A 21,234-nucleotide genomic window follows, 5' to 3' on the forward strand; every position below is an offset into this window, starting at 1 on the left:
CATTGCCGACTACATCGTCGGCTTCTACAACAGTGTGCGGCTGCACTCCACACTGGGCAACTTGCCACCCAATGCCTTCGAGCAGAAATCGGCAATCAATCAACCTATCGATGTGTCCGAAATAACTTGACCAGGACACTGCAGGGCATCCAGGAAGCGGGCCCCGGCTTCGCGCCCCCCCCCCCACGCCAAAGGTCAGAATGCCCGAAGCCTTGCCGCTGAGGTATTTCTTGGCCAACGCGTGGTCGGGGTGGTCTTCCAGGCCCGTGTAGTTGACCCACTGCACCTTGGCCGCCTTTTGCAGATGCTGGGCGATGGCCAGCGTGTTGCTGTTGATGCGGTCCATGCGCAGGGCCAGGGTCTCGATGCCTTGCAGGATCAGGAAGGCGTTGAACGGCGAGATGGCCGCGCCGGTATTGCGCAGCGGCACCACGCGGGCGCGACCAATGTAGGCGGCAGCGCCCAGGGCTTCGGTGTAGACCACGCCGTGGTAGCTGGGGTCGGGCTCGTTCAGGCGTTTGAAGCGGGCCTTGTGCTCGGCCCACGGGAACTTGCCCGAATCCACAATCGCCCCGCCCAGGCTGGTGCCGTGGCCGCCCAGGTACTTGGTGAGCGAATGCACCACGATATCGGCACCGTGCTCGATGGGGCGGCTCAGGTAGGGTGTGGGCACGGTGTTGTCCACAATCAGCGGCACGCCATGGCGGTGGGCGATTTCGGCAATCGCGGCGATGTCGGTCACGTTGCCTGCGGGGTTGCCCAGCGACTCGACAAACACGGCCTTGGTCTTGTCGTCAAACAGGCCTTCAAAGCTTTTCGGGTCGCGGTGGTCGGCAAAGCGGGTGGTGATGCCGTACTGCGGCAGCGTGTGGGCAAACAGGTTGTAGGTGCCGCCGTACAGCGCGGTGCTGCTGATGATGTTGTCGCCGGCCTCGGCAATGGTCTGGATGGCGTAGGTCACCGCCGCCTGGCCTGAGGCCAGGGCCAGCGCAGCAATGCCGCCCTCCAGGGCCGCCACGCGCTGCTCCAGGATGTACTGCGTGGGATTCATGATCCGTGTGTAGATGTTGCCCGGCACCTTTAGGTCGAACAGGTCGGCCCCGTGCTGCGCGCTGTCGAACGCATAGGCCACGGTTTGGTAGATGGGCGGCGCCACGGCGCGGGTGGTCGGGTCGGGTGAATAGCCTGCGTGGACCGACTTGGTTTCAAACTTCCAATGGGTGGTGTCTCTGGCCATGGTATGTCTCTCTTTTTAAACTCAGATAGCCCAGTTCAGGCCAAAAATTGGAGCCAAATCGCCTCCTCGCACAGGCGGTGCCTGCACAGACCGCTCTGATTTCTGTAGCACGCGGTCGAGAATACGTTTTTCGATGCGGGCGAACTCGGCATCGCCATGCCAGCGCGGACGGGCCAGGGCGATGTTTTCGTCCAGGGCGATGCGGCCGTCTTCGATCAGGATCACCCTGTCCGCCAGGGCCACGGCCTCTTGCACGTCGTGGGTGACCAGCAGCGCGGTGAAGCGGTGCTTCTCCCACAGGCCTTCGATCAGGCGGTGCATCTCGATGCGGGTCAGCGCGTCCAGTGCGCCCAGGGGTTCGTCCAGCAGCAGCAGGCGCGGGTTATGCACCAGGGCGCGCGCCAAAGCCACGCGCTGGCGCTGGCCGCCAGAAAGCTTGGCGGGCCAGTCCTTCTGACGGTCGGCCAGACCCACCTGGGCCAGCACTTTTTGGCCCAGCTCCCGGGCCGATTTGGGCAGGCCGATCAGCACGTTGTCGATCACCTTGCGCCAGGGCAGCAGGCGCGCGTCCTGGAACAGGATGCGGGTGTCTTCGCGGATGCCGTCGATGGCCTCTGCGTCCAGTTGCAGGCTGCCACTGCTGGCCGCCTCCAGCCCTGCCACCAGCCGCAGCAAGGTACTTTTGCCGCAGCCGCTGCGCCCCACGATGGCCACAAACTGGCCGGGTTCAATCGTGAGCTGGGTGTTGTGCAGCACCGTGCGATCGCCGTAGCGTTTGCTCAAATGTTGCAGCTGCAGGCGCACGCCTTTGGGCGATGTGGAATCAGACATGGTTCTCTTTCAGTGCGTTGTGGCTTGGTAGCCGGGATGCCAACGTAAAAAGTAGCGCTCTAAACCGCGTGCAAACACGTCGGCCAGCTTGCCCAGCAAGGCGTAGAGCAGGATGCCGACCAGCACGATGTCGGTCTGCAAAAATTCGCGGGCGTTCATGGTCAGGTAGCCGATACCGGCCTGGGCCGAGATGGTTTCGGCCACGATCAAGATCACCCACATCAACCCCAGCGAGAAGCGCAGGCCCACCAGGATGCTGGACAGCGCGCCCGGAAAAATGATGTCGCGGTACAGCTGCCAGCGCGTGAGGCCGTAGCTGCGCCCCATCTCGATCAGGGCCGGGTCCACGTTGCGGATGCCGTGGAAGGTGTTGAGGTAGATCGGGAAGAACACCGACACCGAGATCAGAAACAACTTGGCCGTCTCGTCAATGCCAAACCACAGAATCACCAGCGGAATCAGCGACAGCGCCGGGATGTTGCGCACCATCTGCAGGCTGGAATCGAGCAGGGTCTCGAAGAACTTCACCGAGCCGGTCAGCAGACCCAGCACCAGGCCCAGCCCGCCGCCGATGGCCAGGCCGGTCAGCGCACGCCAGGCGCTCACGCTCACATGCTTGGCCAACTCACCGGATGCCGCCAAAGTCCAAGCGGCCTTGAACACATCCACCGGCGCAGGCAGGATGCGCGTGGCCAGCCAGCCCACGCTGCTGGCGATTTGCCAGGCCGCCACCAGCACGATGGGCAGCAGCCAGGGCAGCAGGCCTTGGCCTACGCTGGCAGCAAACGCCTTGTACGGAAAAGGGCTGGCGTCCGAATCCAGCGCATCCGGTGCGTCGGCCACGGTGGTGGGGAATGGCGTGATTTGCAGCTCACGCTCGTAGGTCAGGGGGCCGCTCATACCGTGCTCGCCTGCGATGCGTCGGGTTCCAGAAACTCCAGCTGGTTGCCCGCCGGGTCTTTGACGTAGAAGCGCAGGTAACCCACCAGCGGGCGGCTTTCTTCCAGCGCCACATCGGCCGACAGCAGGCGGTTGCGCAGCGTAGGCAGACCTTGCACCTCGAACGCCAAATGGCTGGGGATGGGGTTGGGCTGCCAGTTGTCGGTGGGCACCAGGTCGATGCGCTGGTGGCCCGCCACGAAGCGCAGCGGCGCATTGGTGGCCACGTGCTCGCCGTAGTGGAACTCGGTCAGGCCGATGAGCTGGTTATAGAAGCGCCGGATCTGCGCCTCGTCGCCCGCGCGGAATGGCAGCTGGGCGTGGTGGATGGAGTGGATGTTCATAAATTTCCTTTCGCTTTGACACTAACTTTGCGAGACGCGCGGTAGGTATTCGTTGGCCACCACCTCGCCAAACGGTCCGGTCAAACGCTGGCCGGGCAACTGGTCTTGCAACTTGCGCGGCAGCAGCGGGAACACCAGTTCGGCGAAGCGGTAGGCCTCCTCCAGGTGCGGGTAGCCGGACAGCACAAAGGTGTCCAGCCCGATGTCGGCGTACTCCTGCATGCGGGCGGCCACCGTCTGCGGGTCGCCCACCAGGGCCGTGCCCGCGCCACCGCGCACCAGGCCCACGCCCGCCCACAGGTTGGGGCTGATTTCCAGGTCGGCGCGGGTGCGCTTCGTGCCCCCAGCGTGCAGGGCGGCCATGCGGCGCTGGCCGGCCGAATCCATCTTGGCGAACGCGGCCTGGGCGCGGATCACGGTGTCGTCGTCCAGCTTGCTGATCAGGCTGTCGGCGGCGGCCCAGGCCTCGGCATCGGTTTCGCGCACGATGACGTGCAGGCGGATACCGAACTTCACCGTGCGGCCATGTTGGGCGGCGCGGGCGCGCACGTCGGCCACTTTCTTGGCCACGTAGGCCGGTGGCTCGCCCCAGGTCAGGTAGGTATCGACCTGCTCGGCTGCCAAGTCGTGCGCTGCGTCGGACGAGCCGCCGAAGTACACGGGGGGATACGGTTTTTGCACCGGGGGGTACAGCAGCTTGGCCCCCTTGACGCTAAGGTGTTCGCCCTCGAAGCTAAAGGGCTGGCCGCTGTGGCTGTGGGCCAGAATCTCGCGCCAGATGCGGATGAACTCGGCCGACTGCTGGTAGCGCTGGGCGTGGTCGAGGTAGACACCGTCGCCTTCCAGTTCGGTCTGGTCGCCGCCGGTCACCAGGTTGATCATCAGCCGCCCGCCAGACAGCCGGTCGAAGGTGGCGGCCATGCGCGCCGCCAGGCTGGGCTGGTGCAGGCCGGGGCGCACCGCGACCAGGAACTTCAGACGTTTGGTCACCGGCAACAGGCTGGCCGCCACCACCCAGGGGTCTTCACACGAGCGGCCGGTGGGCAGCAAGACGCCTTCGTAACCCAGGCTGTCGGCCGCCTGGGCGATCTGCTTCAGGTAGTCGTGGTCGATCTCGCGCGCGCCCTGCGCGGTGCCGAGGTAGCGGCTGTCGCCGTGGGTGGGGATGAACCAGAAAACTTGCATGGAAACCTCGGTAAAACTAGAGCTTCAACAGGGCGTCGGCCACGTTGAGGGGTTTGGGGATCAGGCCGATCTTGAAAAATGCCTGCGCCACGCGCTGCTGGTCGGCCACGGTCTGGCTGGCCAGCGCGGCCACCGGGGAGCGCGGGCGGCGGGTCAAAAAAAGGCTGACCACGCCCGCGTCCAGGCCGCTGAAGTCGGTAATCAGCTGGATGGCCTGCTTGCGGTCGTCCTGCGCCAGGCGGTCGGCGCGGGTGAGCTCTTCAAACAGCACGGCAATCGCCTGCGGGTGCTGGGTGGCAAAGTCGCGCGAGGCCAGGTAGAACGAGTTGTTGTTCGACAGGCCGCGGCCATTGGCCAGCACGCGGGGTTGCACGGCCAGCTCGGTGGCGGCGTAGAAGGGGTCCCAGATGGCCCAGGCATCCACGCTTTTGCGCTCGAACGCGGCCCGTGCATCGGCGGGCGTAAGGTAGATGGGCTGGATGTCGCCCCACTGCAGACCGGCCTTTTCCACCGCCCGCACCAGCAGGTAATGGGCGCTCGACCCCTTTTGCAGCGCCACTTTGCGGCCCTTCAGGTCGGCCAGGGTACGCAACGGCGAATCGGCCTGCGTCAGGATGGCCGAACTGTCGGGCTTGGGCGGCTCGGCCCCCACGTAGACCAGGTCCTTGCCTGCGGCCTGGGCGAACACCGGGGGTGCGTCGCCGGTCAGGCCAAATTCCAGGCTGCCAACCGACAAGGCCTCCAGCAGTTGCGGCCCGGCGGGGAATTCCAGCCAGCTGATCTTGGTGGCGGGCAGGCGCTTTTCCAACCAACCCAATTGCTTGGTGATCACCAGATTGACGGCGGATTTCTGGTAGCCAATCCGTAATTGCTGCAAAGGTGCGTATGCTGCGTTTTTTGTAGCTGCTTGTGCAGGTGGAATAAGCGCTAGAGGGCTAAAAATACCAAAACTTGCGGCCCCAGTGGCGAGTACCCGCAGCAGGGTGCGTTTGTCGATGTCGGCAGTCATGGGCGGTCTCGTCAGGCCACGCCCGCCTGGGCGGCTTCCAGAATGCTGATCTTGCGGGGCAGCAGCTTCAACTCAAAGAAGGTGTCGGCAATGACCTGCTGCTCGGCCAGGATGGCTTTGGTGATGGGCACGGTGCCGATGGGACGGCGCTGCAAGGTCAACTCGGCCACGCTGCGGTCCAGCCCCAGGATGGCCGCATATTCCGCCGCAGCGGCAGCGCGGTCGGTGCCAAACCATTTATCGATGGCGGTTACCTCTTCCACCGCAATGCGCAGGATGTCGGGGTTCTTGTCGGAAAAGCTGCGCGAGCTGAAGTAGTAGCCCCGGTTGTTGACCACACCAGTGGCATCGGCCAGCAGGCGCGCGTCCAGCGTTTTTTGCGCCGCGGCGAAGAACGGGTCCCAGATCACCCAGGCATCCACCGCACCCTGTGTGAAAGCGGCACGGGCATCGGCGGGTGCCAGGTGCACGTGCTGCACGTCGTTATAGGCCAGGCCGTTTTTCTCCAGCAGTTTGGCCAAAAAGAACTGTACGTTCGAGCCCTTGTTGTAGGCCACTTTCTTGCCTTTGAGATCGGCAATCTTCTGGACCGCCGAGCCTTTGGGCACGATCACCGCCTCGCTGCCAACCAGGGGCGCGGTGGCGGCTACATAGACCAGCGGCGCACCGGCGGCCTGGGCGAAGATGGGCGGGGCTTCGCCCACGTCACCGAAGTCGATGGCGCCGACATTGAGCGCTTCGAGTTGCACCGGCCCGGCGTTGAACTCGGTCCAGGTGACGCTGGCACCCAGCGGAGCCAGGCGCTTTTCCAGCGTGCCACGGGCTTTCAAAAAGCTCAAAACGCCTTTCTGGTTACCGATGCGCAGCACGCGTGGGGCCTGGGCGAAGCTGCTGAAAGCGGGCACGGCCAGCGTGGCGGCGGCCAGCACGTGGCGGCGGGAAATCAGGCGGGATGCAGTCATAAAAAATCCTTGGGGTGGTGCGCAGGCAAGGCTCCGCCCTGCCGCGCTGCAGCCATGTCAAAAAACGGGGAAACGGGAAGGTGCGTTAAACGCTACAGCGCACGCGCGAGAAATGGATGGGCGCGTTGGCCGCGTGCTTGCCCCAGTCCTTGGACACCGGCAGCAGGCCGGCGGCACGGTGCAGGCGCTGCGCCAGGTCGTCGTCCAGCTGGTGGCCGTCGGGCGGCAACAAAACCACCTGTCCGTCGGTGGCAAACACCCCCGGCAGGATGTGGTCGGCCCCCAGCGACTGCAGCACGGGGCGCAGCGCGTAGTCCAGTGCCAGCATGTGGTTCGGGCTGCCGCCGGTGGCCATGGGCAATACCGTTTTGCCCTTGAAGGCGGTCTGCGGCAGCAGGTCTATAAACAGCTTGAGCACACCGCTGTAGGCCGCCTTGTAGATAGGCGTGGCCACCACGATCGCCTGCGCCCGCGCCACCTTGGCCACCGCTTGCGCAATGCTGGGGTGGGCCACATCGGCCAGCACTAGCGCCTGGGGCGAGAGGTCACGGATCAGCACCCGCTCCACCTCGGCTCCGCGCAGCGCCAGGTGCAATTGCACGGCATCCAGCAAAGCGGCAGAGCGCGAGCGCTCGGACGGGCTACCGGCAATCAGAAGAATGGACATGCCGGATTCCTTACTTTTTGCCGTAGATTTGGTCGAACACACCGCCATCGGCGAAGTGGGTCTTTTGGGCTTTGGTCCAGCCGCCGAAGAGGTCGTCGATGGTGAACAGGTTCACATTGCCGAACTGCTTGGCGTACTTGGCGGCAGCGGCCTTGTCGCGGGGGCGGTAAAAGTTCTTGCCCGCCAGGTCCTGTCCCACCGGGCTGTACAGGTACTGCAGATAGGCTTCGGCCACTTTGCGGGTGCCGCGCTTGTCGACCACTTTGTCTACCACGCTCACGGGCGGCTCGGCCAAGATGGACAGGCTGGGGGTGATGATTTCAAACTTGTCTTTACCGAACTCTTGTAGCGCCAAATAGGCCTCGTTTTCCCAGGCGATCAGCACGTCGCCTTGGCCACGTTCGGTGAAGCTGGTGGTGGCACCGCGGGCGCCGGAATCCAGCGTTACGGCGTTGCTGTACAGCGCCTTCACAAAGTCACGGGCATGGGTTTCGTCGGCACCGTTTTTCTTGACGGCGTAGCCCCAGGCGGCCAGGTAGTTCCAGCGTGCACCGCCCGAGGTCTTGGGGTTGGGCGTGACGATGCCAACGCCGGGGCGCACCAGGTCGGACCAGTCGGCAATCTTCTTCGGGTTGCCCTTGCGCACCAGGAACACGATGGTGCTGGTGTAGGGCGAGGCGTTTTGCGGCAGGCGTTTTTGCCAGTCGGCGGGGATCAGTTTGCCGTATTCATTCAGCGCGTCCACGTCGTAGGCCAGGGCCAGGGTGACCACATCGGCTTCCAGCCCGTCAATCACCGAGCGTGCCTGCTTGCCCGAGCCACCGTGCGACTGCTTGATGGTGACCTCTTGCTTGTTTTTGGCCAGCCAGTCTTTGGCAAAGGCGGCGTTGAAGTCCTTGTAGAACTCGCGGGTCGGGTCATAAGACACGTTGAGCAAGGTTACCGGGGCGGGTGCCTGGGCGTGGACAGAGAGACCTGCGGCAGCTGCGGCGATGGCGACAAGGGCTTTGGAGAGGTGGCGGCGGGTCAACATAGAGGATTACAGTTCCAGATAAAGTGCGATGGGTTGGATTCTGGAAGCGAACCATCCAAACTGGAACGAATGAATTCTCAGTTGTTTATTACTTAAACGTCTCAAGAGCGTAAGCTTGCCCACCCCGACCCCAAAATTAGCCCCATTGACCGGAAATAGTTGGCACGCAGCGTGCTAAGCATGCTTGTAGTTTGGTGGCTGCAAGCTACATTCATTTACATGTCGGTGCCGGGGCGCGTCACCCCCGGCGAGCAAAGCGCCAGTGTCCAAGAGTCTGTTTACGATGTGTTGGGGTGGTGGAACAAATCGTAAACAGCCTCTGCGAGCGTGGTGCCACCGGTGCCATATTTGACGTGACGGACCTTGATTTGCCACACCGTCACCAGCCACCGATCCAAAGGCCTATTTGATGCAGTTTTTCTCCCGCCACAGCGCGTACCGTCTGGTGGCTGCGACAGGTTGTCTATGCTTGGTGGCCAGTACGGCATGGGCACAAGCGCATTTCAAGCCCGATGTGGTGCGCAAGTACGGTGGCACCTACGCCAGCGATTGCAGCAACCCTGATGCACCCAGGCTGCGGGTCCTACGCGACGCGCTGGTGGTCGAGCAAGGCGACAAACGCGTCGTGGGTCGGAAGGTACAGGCCGCCTTCACATACTTTGGCCCATCCGCTCCACCCTCCTTCAAGATGGCACTGGTCAGCGAAGTACATTCTGGGTCGGCATTGGACTTTATGGTGTTTGAGGACAAAAACGGTACCAGCATCCATCTGCAGGCCGATGCCTCGCTGCAAGCCGCGCTGGGCAAAACCCTGCTCAGCCCCCGATACCACCGCTGTGACGATGCTTTATCGCCCAACGCTGGCACCATCACACAGAACGAGCCCATGAGTGATGCCGAAAAAATGCTGCTCGACCCGGCATTCAAAGCCACTTATCTGCGGGTCCTGGGGCCGTTGGCGCGCGAGGCTTGGCTGGCCAAATTCAACGGCCCGCGCCCACCGGCACGGCGCGTACGGGTAGCAGGCATGGATTACCTGCTGCTGGCGGTGTGCAAACCCCATAGCTGCGCTGACTTCAACGCCGCCCTGCTCTACGCAGAAGACCGCGATCGGCTGTTTGGCAAGGTCTACCAGCAAGGCCGCATCGGCTACCTGGGCGAGCCGTCGCCCGACATCGCCGATGCATTAGACACACTGTGGGCCAACCAATGGCAGCAAAAATAGCCGGCCATTGATTCGCTATTTAAATGATAGCTACTGGTGCATATCGAACATGCGCTAACTGCCCAAACTCTATAAAAATATCGGCTAACCCGGGTGATGCATGGCTTGCAGCGCCTTTGCAGCCCAGCCGGGTATCCTCAAACCATCTTGTATCCTGATATTTACAAACGATATGGTAAAGTTCATTACGAATCAACAGCTTACGCAGCCCTCCAGACTTGACTAATCTCGCCACAGCCTCTAACCTTCGGCCGATGCATAAATGGCTCGCTGTTTTATCTCTTGTATGCGCCTCTGTACACGCTGCGCCCCAATCCACCATCCAGGAAGACATGGACAAGTTACTGGTCGATCGCGGCCTGCTAACCCACACCATCGACCAGCTTGAACAGGTACGGCAAACCGTGAGCACCCGGGCTTCGGACTTGGTGGTCAACGCCATGGGATTCCTGGGCGTACCGTACAAATTTGGCGGTACCTCGGCCGAAACCGGCTTTGATTGCAGCGGCTTTGTCCGCGCCATGTACGAGCAAACTATCGGCCTGGTCTTGCCACGCCGCGCCAACGAGCAGGCCGCGGCTACCGACCGCATCGATAAAAACGATTTGCGTCCTGGCGATCTGGTGTTCTTCAACACCATGCGCAAAGCCTTCAGCCATGTGGGCATTTATGTGGGCGACGGCAAGTTCATCCACGCCCCCCGCAGTGGCTCCGAAGTCCGCGTAGAAGACATGCGTGCCGCCTACTGGCAACGCCGCTTTGACGGTGCCCGCCGGGTTACCCCCAGCGCCGAAGCCGACATCAAGCCCGCTAACTAACTTGCTCGGTAAAACCCGCCAGTTCTGACGGTCTTTGAGGAAATCGGCCAAGCCGATAAGCTGCAGTCTTTTGGAGACAGCCCATGCAGCGCAAAACCGCCCAGGATTTCGACCAAGAACTACTGATACTGTTCGATGCCTATGTGCACGGCACCCTGGACCGGCGCGGTTTTCTGGAAAAGGCCCAAAAGTTTGCCGTAGGTGGCGTCACCGCCACCATGCTGCTCGGTGCACTCAGTCCCAATTTCGCGCTGGGCCAGCAGGTCACCCCCACCGACCCGCGTATCGTGACCGAAACGCTGTCTTTTCCCTCTCCCAACGGCTATGGCACGGTCAAGGGCTACCTTGCCCGCCCCGCCAACGCCACCGGCCCCCTGCCCGCCATTCTGGTGGTGCATGAAAACCGTGGCCTGAACCCCCACATCGAAGACATCGCCCGCCGCCTGGCGCTGGACAACTTTGTGGCCTTCGCGCCCGATGCGTTGACCCCGCTGGGTGGCTATCCCGGTGACGAACAAAAGGCCGTGGCCCTGTTTGCCCAGCTCGACCAAACCAAAACCGCCGAAGACTTCGTCGCTGCGGCCAACTTCCTCAAAGCCCGCCCCGAAGTGGTGGGCAAGATCGGCGTGGTGGGTTTCTGCTACGGCGGTGGTGTGGCCCATATGCTATCGACCCGCCTGCCCGACCTGGGTGCCGCCGTGCCCTTCTACGGCAACCAGCCCGCCGCTAGCGCCGCCAGCCAAGTCAAGGCACCATTGCTGATCCAATTCGCTGCCGTGGACGAGCGCATCAACGCTTCCTGGCCGGTGTACGAAGCCGCCCTGAAAGCCGCCGCCGTGCGCTACACCGCCTACCAGTACCCTGGCACCCAACACGGCTTCAACAACGACACCACCCCCCGCTACGACGCGGCAGCCGCAAAACTGGCCTGGGAGCGCACGCTGGCATTTTTTAACCAGAACCTGCGCAGCTGAGGGCCCCGGATACCTAAGGCTATTTTGTTTCGCCCATGAAAAAACCCTCTAAGACACACGTTCTTAGAGGGTTTTTTGGAATTAAATGTGTGAAAGGATTCGAACCTTCTACCCCTTGCACCCCATGCAAGTTTTAGTGAATTCAAGAAAACCCAATAAAAGCCAAAAATCAACCTAACCATTTGAATTTAAACAGATTTTTAGAAGTCCTAACAAAATCCATTATCCAACAACGTCCACTAAGATACACTCAAAGCCTGCGTTGCAGTTGGGACAATAGTTGGGACAACGGAAACGGCGCAGTCAACCGGGGTTTGCTATGGCACTGACGATGTTGGAACTCAAAGCGCTGGGTGCTGCGGACCATGGACGCCGGTTAACTGACGGTGGATCGCTCAAAGGCAAGGTCTATGTGGCGCGCGACGGTGCCGTGTCGGTTCAATTCCGGTTCGCCTACAAGTTTGGCGGCAAATTCCGCGAGGTGCTGGTCGGCACCTGGCCCAAATCTGACATCACCGCCATCCGCAAAGACCGTGACGCATTGCGCGTGAAGATTCAAAACGGCATTGACCCGGTGGAACAAAGCCAACTTGTGCGCGAACAAGTGCAATCCGACCGCGAAGCCGACCACCTGCGCCTGGCGGCCGAGCGTGAGACCGAACTCCTCAAAATCGAAGCTGACCGGCAAGAAGCCGTGCACCAGCAGCAATTGCGGCTGCGAGCATTGGCCGAAAAGACCGCCCGCATGACTGTTCGCAGCCTTTTTGACCAGTGGCAACGGCTGGAGCTGGTCCAGCGCGCCGACAAAGGCAGCGAGGCGCAGCGCTCTTTTGAGCGCGATGTCTTCCCGCTCATCGGCGATGTGGCGGCGGCGGACGTGAGCAAAGCGCACATCCAGGAGATTGTGGACACCATCAAATCACGCGCCACGCCTACACAGAACATGGTGCGCACCGCCAAAAAGACGCTGGCCGACATGCGCCAAATGTTTGGCTTTGCGCTCGATCGGGATTATGTGGATGCCGACCCTACTGCGCGCGTGAAAAAAGCCCGCATCGGTGCCGACGTGGAGCGCGACCGCGTATTGAGCGAAGCTGAATTGATCCTGCTGTTTCAGAAACTGCCTAAGGCGGGGCTTGCAGCCACCAGCCAACTGGCCCTGCTGATTCAACTGACAACCGCCGCCCGCATCGGCGAAGTGCTGGCTGCGCGCTGGGAGCATGTGGACTTTGAGCGGCGCAATCTAACCCTGCCCGAGACCAAGAACGGCAAGCGGCATGAAATTTGGCTTAGTGACTTTGCGCTGTGCCAACTGAAGAGCCTGCACGAAAGCACCGGCCTAACCCCTTGGCTGTTCCCGGCTACGCAGCCCAAAAAAGATCAACCTGACTTTGCCGACCATGTATGCGTCAAGACCGTAACCAAGCAAGTGGGCGACCGGCAACGCCCCGGTGATGTTCCCATGAGCGGCCGCTCTAAGGACGTGGATGCGCTGGCACTACCCGGCGGCAAGTGGACGCCGCATGACCTGCGCCGTACAGCGGCCACCACCATGGCAGAACTTGGTGCCCTCCCCGATGTGGTTGAAAAATGCCTGAACCACGCCGAGGTGGGCAAGGTCAAGCGCATCTACCAACGCGCTCAGTACGAAGGCCCGATGCGCGAAGCATGGAAACTGCTGGGTAGCCGTCTGGCGCTACTGCAAGACATGGCCCAAGGCCGGGTAACCAATGTCGTGCCATTGCAGCGGAGTCGTTGACCTGCCACGCCGCCCATCGGCAGTGGCCTGACTACAATCCGACTTTCGAGCGACAAAATTCGGCTTTCACGCCGTGAGGTGATTCGGTTCATCCTATATCTCTCGATCCATCTTCCCGACACCCGCTCTACTTTCCAAAGTCAACGGGTGGTTTTTAGTGACGATGCCGCTTTGCAAGGGGGTCAACTTGTCCCTCCCTTTGCGCCGCCCAAACTCAAATCACCATCCCTGCGACAGCATCTCCCGCATGCTCAGCCCGTTCAACACAGACGCACAGGTTTCCCAGTCCGCATCCTCCACCTTGCTATATTTGGCATCAAACGGGTTCCGCGTCGCCGTGCTGCGGTCGATCAGTTGATTAGCGGCGGCCTCGTCATTCAGCGCCACTTGCACCCACACATCTTCCAGGGTGTCGGGTATCTGACCGAACAGACCGTGGATCGCTTCGAGCCGGTCGGCTAACACCTGGTGAACGCGGTCTTCTACCGAGTCGCGGTAACGCAGGTTGGCAATCCAGATTTCATTGCGCGCCTGGCCTATGCGCTGGATACGGCCCTTGCGTTGCTCCAGCCGGGTCGGATTCCACGGCAAGTCGATATTGATGAGTGTGCCCAGGCGTTGCAGGTTCAAGCCCTCCGATGCAGCATCGGTGCCCAGCATCAGCTTGAGGTCGCCAGCACGCACACGGCCTTTGAGCACATTGCGGTCGCAGCGCTGAAACCGACCATCACGCCAAAAGCCGGAACGGTTGCTACCCGCGTATAGCCCTATATCCATGCCCGCGAACTCTTCGCGCTTTGCCATTTCGTCGCCAATCCAGCGCACCGTGTCGTAATACTGCGAGAACAAGATGCAGCCCCGGTCCAGCCAACTCCCGGATACCCCCGGATAGGTGCCGCACAGATAGCCAATCAGCGCCTCCAGCTTGGGGTCGTTGTTGCCACCTTGCCTGAGTAGGCTTAGGCATCGTCGTAACGACTCAATTTCTTTGTCTGTGAAGTTCTTGAAGTCACTGGCCCCCTGCGATGGCCGCCCCACCTGTACTGGCACCTCTTCTTCGACATCATCTTCGTCTTCATCATCCGGGGCATCCGGTTCCTCGCCCAGAAGCTTGGCCACGGTGCGCCGCCCTGCTTCCATCGAACTACCCATGCGCCGCAGCAGCAGCGTCTTGAAAAAGCCAGCGCCCTTGACACGTTGCTGGAGCAACTGAGAAAACTCCTCAGCCTCTGCATAGGCATCACGCAAGTAACTGCCCAAAACCAGCGCGCCTTCGTTGTCTTCGCCAAACAGCTTGACCGTCACCTTGGGCAAAAAGTAACCACCAGTGGCCGGGTTAATGGTCGCCTCCAGGTAGGCGCGGGTGCGGCGCACGATGCAGCGCAGCAGCGGGTTGAAATTGGCACCGTACTCAGGCAGTAGCCCGTTTTGCAGTTGCACGCGCCGAATCGCGGGGGACAGTTGATCCAAACTCTCGGGCGTGAATTGCCAGCGGGTGTCACTGGCATCCAGGCTGCGGCGTATCCGGTCAAACGCCGGGTTTTCAAACTTGGATGGCAGCGGGTCGCGCACATACTCCCAACCACTGCGCACATCCGCAGTCGGCACCTCCGCATCGCCTGTAGCAATGTCCAGGCAACGGCTGGCCTGAAACCAGGGGCTGGAATGCGTCCAGCCACCCAGCACACCATCATTGCCCTGCGACAAAATGTGCAGCAAATCCCACGCCTCCACCGGGTGCAGCTGCACCGGGGTGGCCGTCGCCAGCAACATGCTCTTAGTCTTGGGGCCGATCTCGCGCAAAAAAGCCATCAGCTTGTTGGGTTCCGCGCGCTCGTTGATTTCATCGGCGTCGGCGTCTACTTTGGGCACCTTGCGGCGCCGGGCACGGTGCGCCTCATCCACGATCACGCAGGTGTAGCGGCGGCTCAGCAACTGTCCAACCGCTTCGGACAGTCCGCGCACTACCAACCCTTGGGAAACCAGCCCGATGCGCCGGGGGCACTTGCCCAGCGATTTGGCTCCGTCAGACGGGTATTCCAGATCGTTCTCATCCACCCACGCCTTGCCATTCCAGCGGGCAGAGGGCAACGACAGCAACTCCATCAACTCGTCTTGCCACTGTTGCAACAATGGCTTGGGCGCGAGCACCAGAATCGGCCCACCATCGGGGTCATCCAGCGCCATCAGCATCGCCGCCATCGCCAACTGCACCGTCTTACCCAAGCCAACTTGGTCGGCCAGTACCAAGCGCGCACCGCCCAGACGGTGGCGCTCCAGCGCCAACCGTGCAAAGTATTTTTGGTGCGGCCACAAGCCCTGATCACGCCGGTACACAGGTGTCTCAACCGCTGCCGCAGCCGCTACAAGTGTCGGGTCGGCAATCGTTGTCAATTCAATTGGCTCAATGACGATGCGGGAAATAATGCGCTGCACGTCTTGCACGATGAACGGGCAAACGCTCAAATCCACAGCACGCGGGTCATTCCACAGCGCATCAAACTCCGCCTGCACCCAGGCTATGGTGTCGGGATCGTTGTCTTCCCACAGTAGCTCGTAGTTCAGCTTCCAGGCCGACAGGCTCTCATTCACACTGCCCATGAACGAGGTTGCAGTACCGTCGGCATAACGCAGCACCCCCGCTTTGCCGTGGATCAGGCCAAATGCCGAATCGGGCAGTACCCGCACCTCCAGCTTTTTGCTGGTCAGCGCCTCGTACAACTTCCGGTAGCGCGACAGCGCGGCGGGTGGGGCGTCCTCTGGCTTGCCCGCGCACCAGGAGCGGCGCAGCGCCGCTTGTGCGGCGGCAGCGGTCACCAGGTCTTGTGGGTCTAGGTCCGAATTGCAGATGATGCGTACCGGCCCGGCCACGCTGGTAAGGGCCTCGCCCGCCACCTCAAACAAGCTAGAGCGAAAGTACCCCGCAATTCGGTCGTAGCTGACGGCCCCGCTCAGGCGCTGGGCGAGCACCGACTGATCAAGGCGATTGAGCCGACTGGAATGGCGTTGGAGCATGCGGCGTTTGCGTTAAGCGTGATCGTTGCGCAGCCGCCCAGCCAACATGCGTGCAGCCTCGGAGTCGGCGGCCCATTCCTGCATGCCCTCTGCATTGCCCAATGCGGCCAGCCATTCCAGCAGATTGACAAAGCCTTCGCGCTTGGCCCAGTAGCCCTGGCCAAAGGTGTCGCGCAGATACTGGCGACCCGGTTCGGGACTGTTGTCGGCAGCGGCGGTTTCGCGCACGGCAAACATCAGGTGACGCAGCGGCGACGCGGCAAATGGATGCGGACCAGACGCAGCCGCACGGCCACGGGCGGCAGGTAGCCCGGCGTTGGCAGCTTGTACGCCGTCCACCTGTCCCATCACGCTGGCAGCCAAACCCGTGGGCGTGAACATGCGGGTGCCATTGGCCTTGTCACTTTTTAGCAGAGGTTTGATGTCCAGCACACCAAAGCCACGCGCCAGCTCTTCATACATACCCTTGCGGCGCTCGCCCCGGCTCTCAATGTCCAGCGAGCGCAGGTAGTAGCGCTCCACCAGCGAGAGGTCGCGCCAGGCACTGTCCAGCCCACGGGGAATGAGCGTGTCGCAGGCGATGCCCAACGCGCGCTCAATCACGGTCTGAAAGTCGCTTTTCTCGCCCTTGCCGCGCACGGCAAACACCTCATGCTCCACGTCCTTACCATCCAGGTTGCCGTATTGCGTCAGCACCTTCAGCGCGGCGGCGTAGGCGGCCAATTGGTAATCGGCATCGTTGAAGTTTGGTTCACCACCTTCGTCCAGCGCCTGCATGCTGGCAATCTGGCGCTTCACTTCGTCTTCCACCAGCGGATACACCTCGTCCAGAAAACCGGGTTCGTTGACGGTGCGCTTGCGCAGCACCAAGCAAACGGTGCCTTGCACGTAGTTGCCTTTCTTAATGCCGGCTGCTTCGGTTTCGGTGCTGATGGTCCAGGCGGCTGTTGCCTTGAGCCCAGCAGCCCAGAGAATCATGCCCAGGTCGGCCCAAACTGCCGGGTCTTGATGGGTGAACATGACCATCTGCAAGCCGTTGTCGGGCATATGGCGGGCCAGGTTTTTGTAAATCTCGACCATAGCGCGGCGGAAGTCTTCGCCATCGCCACGCACCGCCAGTTCGGCGCGGGCATCGGGAGTCCATTCGGGAAACGCGTTGGTAAGCAGTTTGTCGTACCAAGCAAGAAAGAAGTCGCCTAGTTCGTGGTAGTTGACCGCGTCGGCATAGGGTGGGTCTGTGATCCAAAGGTCGCAAGTTTCACGCAGATCGCGGGCATCTGCTTGCACCAATTTCCCACGTTGTCCAAAGTTAGCTTCGCTGATGTTCGCAAAAATTGAATAGGTATCGCCTAGCTTACTGAACGCTCTCGTTGCGTAGTTGAAGTGGCAGTTCAAGGCTTGGTTGTAGAAGACTTGGTTGCCCTTTTCATTGCCCGCATGAAACATCCAAGCACTTAGACGCGAGTTCCAGTCGGCCATTCTGCCAAGCCCAAGCAGGCAACCGACTTTGGCTGCTTTGGACAATGCCAAGCTGGATGACAGTTCCGCTAGCAAGCCGTGAGTCAACAACTGACGTGGCGTAAAAAGATGATGCCATCGAGTCCAGCCTCGATTGCGAATCGGCTCTTCAGTTTTTTCGCCGTCTTCAGGAATCGCCTTCGACGGAATGAACCCCTCCCGCTGCCAACCATCAAAGCGCGCGCGCAGCAGGCTCAGCACCTTCGCCTCTCGCGCCAAGTCAGCAGCATCAGGCGCGGCATAACGACGTATCTCCTTGGGCTTGCCATTTTTGATCACCGTTTTTACCCAGCGAATGCAATACAACCGCTCCTGAAACACATCGCCCTCTTGGGGCACGATGTCGTCATTGCTCCAACGGCGCAATCCATCGGGACCGCGCAAGGCTTCCACCGACCATGACCGATTGGCATCGAAGGGGTCAATGACGCGGCTTTCGGCCACTGTTGCGCCCTTCTTTTCCTTATAGAGCTTGAGTTCAGCATCCGATACTACTGCGATATCAGGAAGGAGCCGATCTGAAGCTGCCACCCGCTGCCAGCGAGCAACCACCTTGGATTTTTCGCCGATCAGCCAGCTTGGAGCCAGCGGGATGAAATAGTCGGAGCCTTCAGGCTTAACTTCCACGCAATACAGGTAGGCGTCGGCGCGCTCGCCTTGGTCGTTGTGTTCAATGCCCCATTCCGTGACTTGCTGGTCTGCGGCGGCCAAAGCGGCGGCCTGCACACGCATTACTTCTTCTTGCACAGCTTGCCCGCCGCCCAGCAGATTCAGGCTGGCCCAGGTTAATAGCCCGGCCACCGGATTTAGGTCAGCGCCAAATGCCTCGCAACCAATGCGCGCCGCCTCAAACGGAATGGAGCCTCCGCCGCAAAAGCTATCACCCACACGGGGCGTATGGCCGAAAGTACGCTGGCCCAGTTGTTCGATCAATTCGGTCAGGTTGGTGGCCGTGGTGCCCAGGTGGAGGTTAATTTCTGCCCACGTTGCCACGCTGGGGCCTTCGACGTTTTCCGGCCTTTCGCAGTAGGCAATGCGCTCTGCGTAGGTCAAAGCGTCAAACATCTCGCGGCTGGGGCCATCCACCGTGCGCCACGGCACCGATGACGAAAAGTCTTTGCAGCGGTCCCAAGTGCCCTGGTCGTCCATAGTCAAGACTTTGAGAAAAATCTCGCGGTCTTTTTTGGCGTCGTTGCTGGCGGGCATGATCATGCCCAAAATGCTGGCACGCACCAAAATCAATGGCTTGCGGCCCCACCATTTGCCCAGTCGGGTGAGCGTTTGCCCGTTGTTGGCTTTGCGCTCTTTGTACGCCTCAGCCGATAGGCGGGCAATGGGAAACTGGGTTTCGATGAAGGTAGGCATAGACTTTATTCAAAACTGATAGCTGCCCGCGCACTATTTACCAGGACTAGCGCTGTATTCGGCATAAATTCAAAGGGAAAGCGAGAGTTGCGAATGCCCCAGCAGCTCGCGCCGCGCCCTGGGCGACAGGCCCTCGCCTTTGACAAAGGGGTTGTCGGCCAGGGCTGCACGCAGTGCCTTGCGCCAGCCAATGCCCTTTTGCATGGCTTGCCCGGTGGTGGCGACCGTCATGGTGTAAAGCCACCAGCGCTCTTCGGGGGCCAGTGTTTCCCAGTTGTGCAGTGCATTGGGAATATCGTCTGGTGAGGCATCTTCTACCGCCCAGCACAGGATGCACAGCTCTTTGCCCAGCGACGGATGTACCGGTACGGGTTTGCCAGGGTTCTTTTGAAACTTGGCCACCGGCAGGCCGTTGGCACGCAGGCGGCGATTGGCCTCGTCCCAAAAGGCGGGGGCCAGGGCCAGCCAGCGGGCGCGGTCGACCACAACGCGCAAGGCGGGGTCGTTGGGTTGGGGGGCATCGACTGCACGGGCACCCAGGTGGTCTAGGTCGTTGCCCCGGTGCTCGGTGATGCAAATCATTTCGCTGGCCGCGCTGCCCCGGGGCACGTCGATCAAAAAACCGTGACGGGCTTCTTCCGGTAGGAAGCCTAAGCCCACAACTTTGCGGGTGGCAGAAGCAGGTGCGCGGGCCATGCTTATTTACCTGCTGTCAGGCCGACAGCCGCGCTGGCGGCTTGGCTGACCTTGGCGACGTTGAACGGCTGGTTGGTGGCCTTGAGCCAGTCCAGCAGTGCCTGCCCGGTGGGGAAGGCCAGGCTGCCGATGGTCATGCGCAGGCCACCACCGCTGACGATGTCTTGCAGCTTTTGCGCAATGGCTTTCACCGCCACAGGGTCGTAGCCGCTGTCCAGCGCGCCCGAATATTCCACGTTTTGCTGTCCGTCGGTGCTTTCGGCGGTGAGACTGATGTCGTGGGCCATGACCGCACCCGCCTGCTCAAGCCGCACGATGGTGTCCCACACTGCGCTGGCGTCGTCCAGCTTGGTTTGTTGCGTCCAGCGGGCTGGCGTGGCAAGGTCAATCGGTGGGCGCTCTGTTCCACCCTTTTGCGGGATGGTGATGCGGATGGTTTCGGAGCTGAGGCCATATTCGGTGGAAACTGCTATGGCACAGACCACGCGGCAGGTTGCTGGCACACGGAATGGCCCGTCATAGGTGGCGGTGCCCACGCTGGTGGGGGATGAGCCGTCGGTAGTGTAGCGAAGCGTGATGCTGTTGGCCTTGGGCAGCGCAAGCAGTTCGACTTCATAGTGGTCGCCCCGGTGGTGCAACTGGTATTTGAGGCGCAGCTTAGCTGTCCAATCCTTGACTGCACTGTCGCGCACCATATCCGCCCGGTCAAAGGCCAAGAAACGGTAGCGCAGCGCGGTCGCCTCAAAGCGCATGGGGGTGGGCACGGGGGTGGATGCCCTGGTAGGTTCTGCATCGCCCGTTTCAAACACGACCAACGGCGCGTGCAGGGGTTCAATCTTCAAATAGGTGGTGCCGTCGCCGTCTTCTTGCACGGAGAGTTCTCGCACCACGACTTCGGGCACGGGCGGGGGAAACGGGCCACGGCGAATGTGGTTGCCCTCTTCGCGCCACAGGCCACGGCGCAGGCAGTCGGCTTTCAGGTCATCGTGTGCCGAGAGCTTGTGCAACGGCCAATTGGTGTTGACCGCAGCTGCGCGCTTGAAGTCGGACCAGAGCACGACCTTGGCTTCCGCCGAGCCAAACAAGCGGGCCTCGGCACGGGTGCGAAAGCTGTCGTCGTCGATCTTGGTTGTGAACTTTTGCGCACCTTCCAGAGTGTGGCGCAGCGTGGCTTCGCCACTCTGGTTGCCTGCAAAGGCCAAGTCGGTGCCAGTCGCGCGCAGTGCGGAGTTGATGGACGGATAGACGATTTGGTCGAACGCCTCTTTCAGCGCGGCGGTGAACTGCAAGCCCACGCGGTCGCGCAGGGCATCGAGGGCGCGCCACTGCGGGTCGTCAGACGGGGTGTTTTCAGAGCGTAGTTCGTCTTCAATGCTTTGAAGGGCACGGGTCTGGCGGGCGGAGTCGAGCACCTTTTGAAAGGTGTCGCGCGAGCCAGTGAGAAACAGCACGCGGTTTTTGTACTGCTGCTGTGCCCACCAGGCTTGCCAGTCAGCGGAAATGGGCAATTGGTTGGACTGAACCGCCCCGTGTTTTGAGGAGGCTCAAATCTCTGAGAGGATTGAGCCATGAAGTCGAACAAGTTTTCCCCTGAGGTGCGTAAGCGCGCAGTGCGCATGGTGCAGGAGCACCGAGGCGAGTACCCGTCACTGTGGGC

At 61.3% G+C, this 21,234-nt stretch carries 16 protein-coding genes and 1 pseudogene; 4 read left to right on the top strand and 13 right to left on the bottom strand.

Annotation, left to right across the window (positions count from 1 at the left end; translation table 11 throughout):
* Positions 1-154 precede the first annotated feature (154 nt).
* The 9 genes and pseudogenes from Q0T48_RS16875 to Q0T48_RS16915 all read right to left on the bottom strand — a co-directional run.
* Positions 155-1,237: pseudogene (locus Q0T48_RS16875) on the bottom strand (aminotransferase class I/II-fold pyridoxal phosphate-dependent enzyme); the annotation flags it as partial.
* 21 nt (positions 1,238-1,258) lie between these two features.
* On the bottom strand, positions 1,259-2,068 hold the full coding sequence (locus Q0T48_RS16880; protein WP_295958530.1) for an ATP-binding cassette domain-containing protein: 810 nt from the start codon (positions 2,066-2,068) through the stop codon (positions 1,259-1,261).
* 9 nt (positions 2,069-2,077) lie between these two features.
* Positions 2,078-2,968, bottom strand: coding sequence for an aliphatic sulfonate ABC transporter permease SsuC (gene ssuC / locus Q0T48_RS16885; RefSeq protein ID WP_295958532.1), 891 nt, complete (start codon positions 2,966-2,968; stop codon positions 2,078-2,080).
* On the bottom strand, positions 2,965-3,351 hold the full coding sequence (locus tag Q0T48_RS16890) for a VOC family protein (RefSeq protein WP_295958535.1): 387 nt from the start codon (positions 3,349-3,351) through the stop codon (positions 2,965-2,967). Before Q0T48_RS16890 ends, ssuC begins: the two co-directional genes overlap by 4 nt.
* Before the next feature lie 21 nt (positions 3,352-3,372).
* A complete protein-coding gene (gene ssuD / locus Q0T48_RS16895) occupies positions 3,373-4,536 on the bottom strand; it encodes an FMNH2-dependent alkanesulfonate monooxygenase (RefSeq protein ID WP_295958538.1) in 1,164 nt (387 codons plus the stop codon).
* Between the two features lie 16 nt (positions 4,537-4,552).
* Positions 4,553-5,545, bottom strand: coding sequence for a sulfonate ABC transporter substrate-binding protein (locus Q0T48_RS16900; protein ID WP_295958541.1), 993 nt, complete (start codon positions 5,543-5,545; stop codon positions 4,553-4,555).
* Positions 5,546-5,556: 11 nt separating this feature from the next.
* A complete protein-coding gene (locus Q0T48_RS16905) occupies positions 5,557-6,507 on the bottom strand; it encodes a sulfonate ABC transporter substrate-binding protein (protein ID WP_295958547.1) in 951 nt (316 codons plus the stop codon).
* Positions 6,508-6,592: 85 nt separating this feature from the next.
* Positions 6,593-7,174 (bottom strand): NADPH-dependent FMN reductase, encoded by a 582-nt coding sequence (gene ssuE / locus Q0T48_RS16910; protein ID WP_295958550.1) that lies wholly within the window; start codon positions 7,172-7,174, stop codon positions 6,593-6,595.
* A gap of 10 nt (positions 7,175-7,184) precedes the next feature.
* Positions 7,185-8,207 carry a sulfate ABC transporter substrate-binding protein gene (locus Q0T48_RS16915; protein WP_295958553.1) on the bottom strand — a complete coding sequence of 341 codons (1,023 nt, stop codon included), beginning with the start codon at positions 8,205-8,207 and terminating at the stop codon, positions 7,185-7,187.
* Positions 8,208-8,616: 409 nt separating this feature from the next.
* On the opposite strand from Q0T48_RS16915, the gene Q0T48_RS16920 reads away from it, so the two are divergent.
* From Q0T48_RS16920 to Q0T48_RS16935, 4 genes are all read left to right on the top strand, one after another.
* Entirely contained in the window at positions 8,617-9,432 is an 816-nt protein-coding gene (locus tag Q0T48_RS16920) for an Ivy family c-type lysozyme inhibitor (protein ID WP_295958556.1), read from the top strand.
* Between the two features lie 254 nt (positions 9,433-9,686).
* The gene (locus tag Q0T48_RS16925; protein WP_295958557.1) at positions 9,687-10,250 is read left to right on the top strand and encodes a C40 family peptidase; all 564 of its coding nucleotides are present in this window, start codon (positions 9,687-9,689) and stop codon (positions 10,248-10,250) included.
* A gap of 83 nt (positions 10,251-10,333) precedes the next feature.
* Complete coding sequence (locus tag Q0T48_RS16930) at positions 10,334-11,224, top strand: dienelactone hydrolase family protein (protein WP_295958558.1); 891 nt, start codon at positions 10,334-10,336, stop codon at positions 11,222-11,224.
* A gap of 331 nt (positions 11,225-11,555) precedes the next feature.
* Positions 11,556-12,983 carry a site-specific integrase gene (locus tag Q0T48_RS16935; RefSeq protein ID WP_295958560.1) on the top strand — a complete coding sequence of 476 codons (1,428 nt, stop codon included), beginning with the start codon at positions 11,556-11,558 and terminating at the stop codon, positions 12,981-12,983.
* 219 nt (positions 12,984-13,202) lie between these two features.
* On the opposite strand, the gene Q0T48_RS16940 is transcribed toward Q0T48_RS16935, so the two are convergent.
* The 4 genes from Q0T48_RS16940 to Q0T48_RS16955 form a co-directional block, all read right to left on the bottom strand.
* A complete protein-coding gene (locus Q0T48_RS16940) occupies positions 13,203-15,998 on the bottom strand; it encodes a phospholipase D-like domain-containing anti-phage protein (protein ID WP_295958562.1) in 2,796 nt (931 codons plus the stop codon).
* 12 nt (positions 15,999-16,010) lie between these two features.
* Positions 16,011-18,881 (bottom strand): anti-phage-associated DUF1156 domain-containing protein, encoded by a 2,871-nt coding sequence (locus tag Q0T48_RS16945; protein ID WP_295958564.1) that lies wholly within the window; start codon positions 18,879-18,881, stop codon positions 16,011-16,013.
* Positions 18,882-18,950: 69 nt separating this feature from the next.
* Entirely contained in the window at positions 18,951-19,577 is a 627-nt protein-coding gene (locus tag Q0T48_RS16950; protein WP_295958567.1) for a DUF3780 domain-containing protein, read from the bottom strand.
* Positions 19,578-19,579: 2 nt separating this feature from the next.
* On the bottom strand, positions 19,580-21,085 hold the full coding sequence (locus tag Q0T48_RS16955) for a chitobiase/beta-hexosaminidase C-terminal domain-containing protein (RefSeq protein ID WP_295958569.1): 1,506 nt from the start codon (positions 21,083-21,085) through the stop codon (positions 19,580-19,582).
* Between the last annotated feature and the right edge of the window lie 149 nt (positions 21,086-21,234).

It is taken from the genome of Rhodoferax sp., assembly GCF_025354435.1.
Classification (GTDB): Bacteria; Pseudomonadota; Gammaproteobacteria; order Burkholderiales; family Burkholderiaceae_C; genus Rhodoferax_B.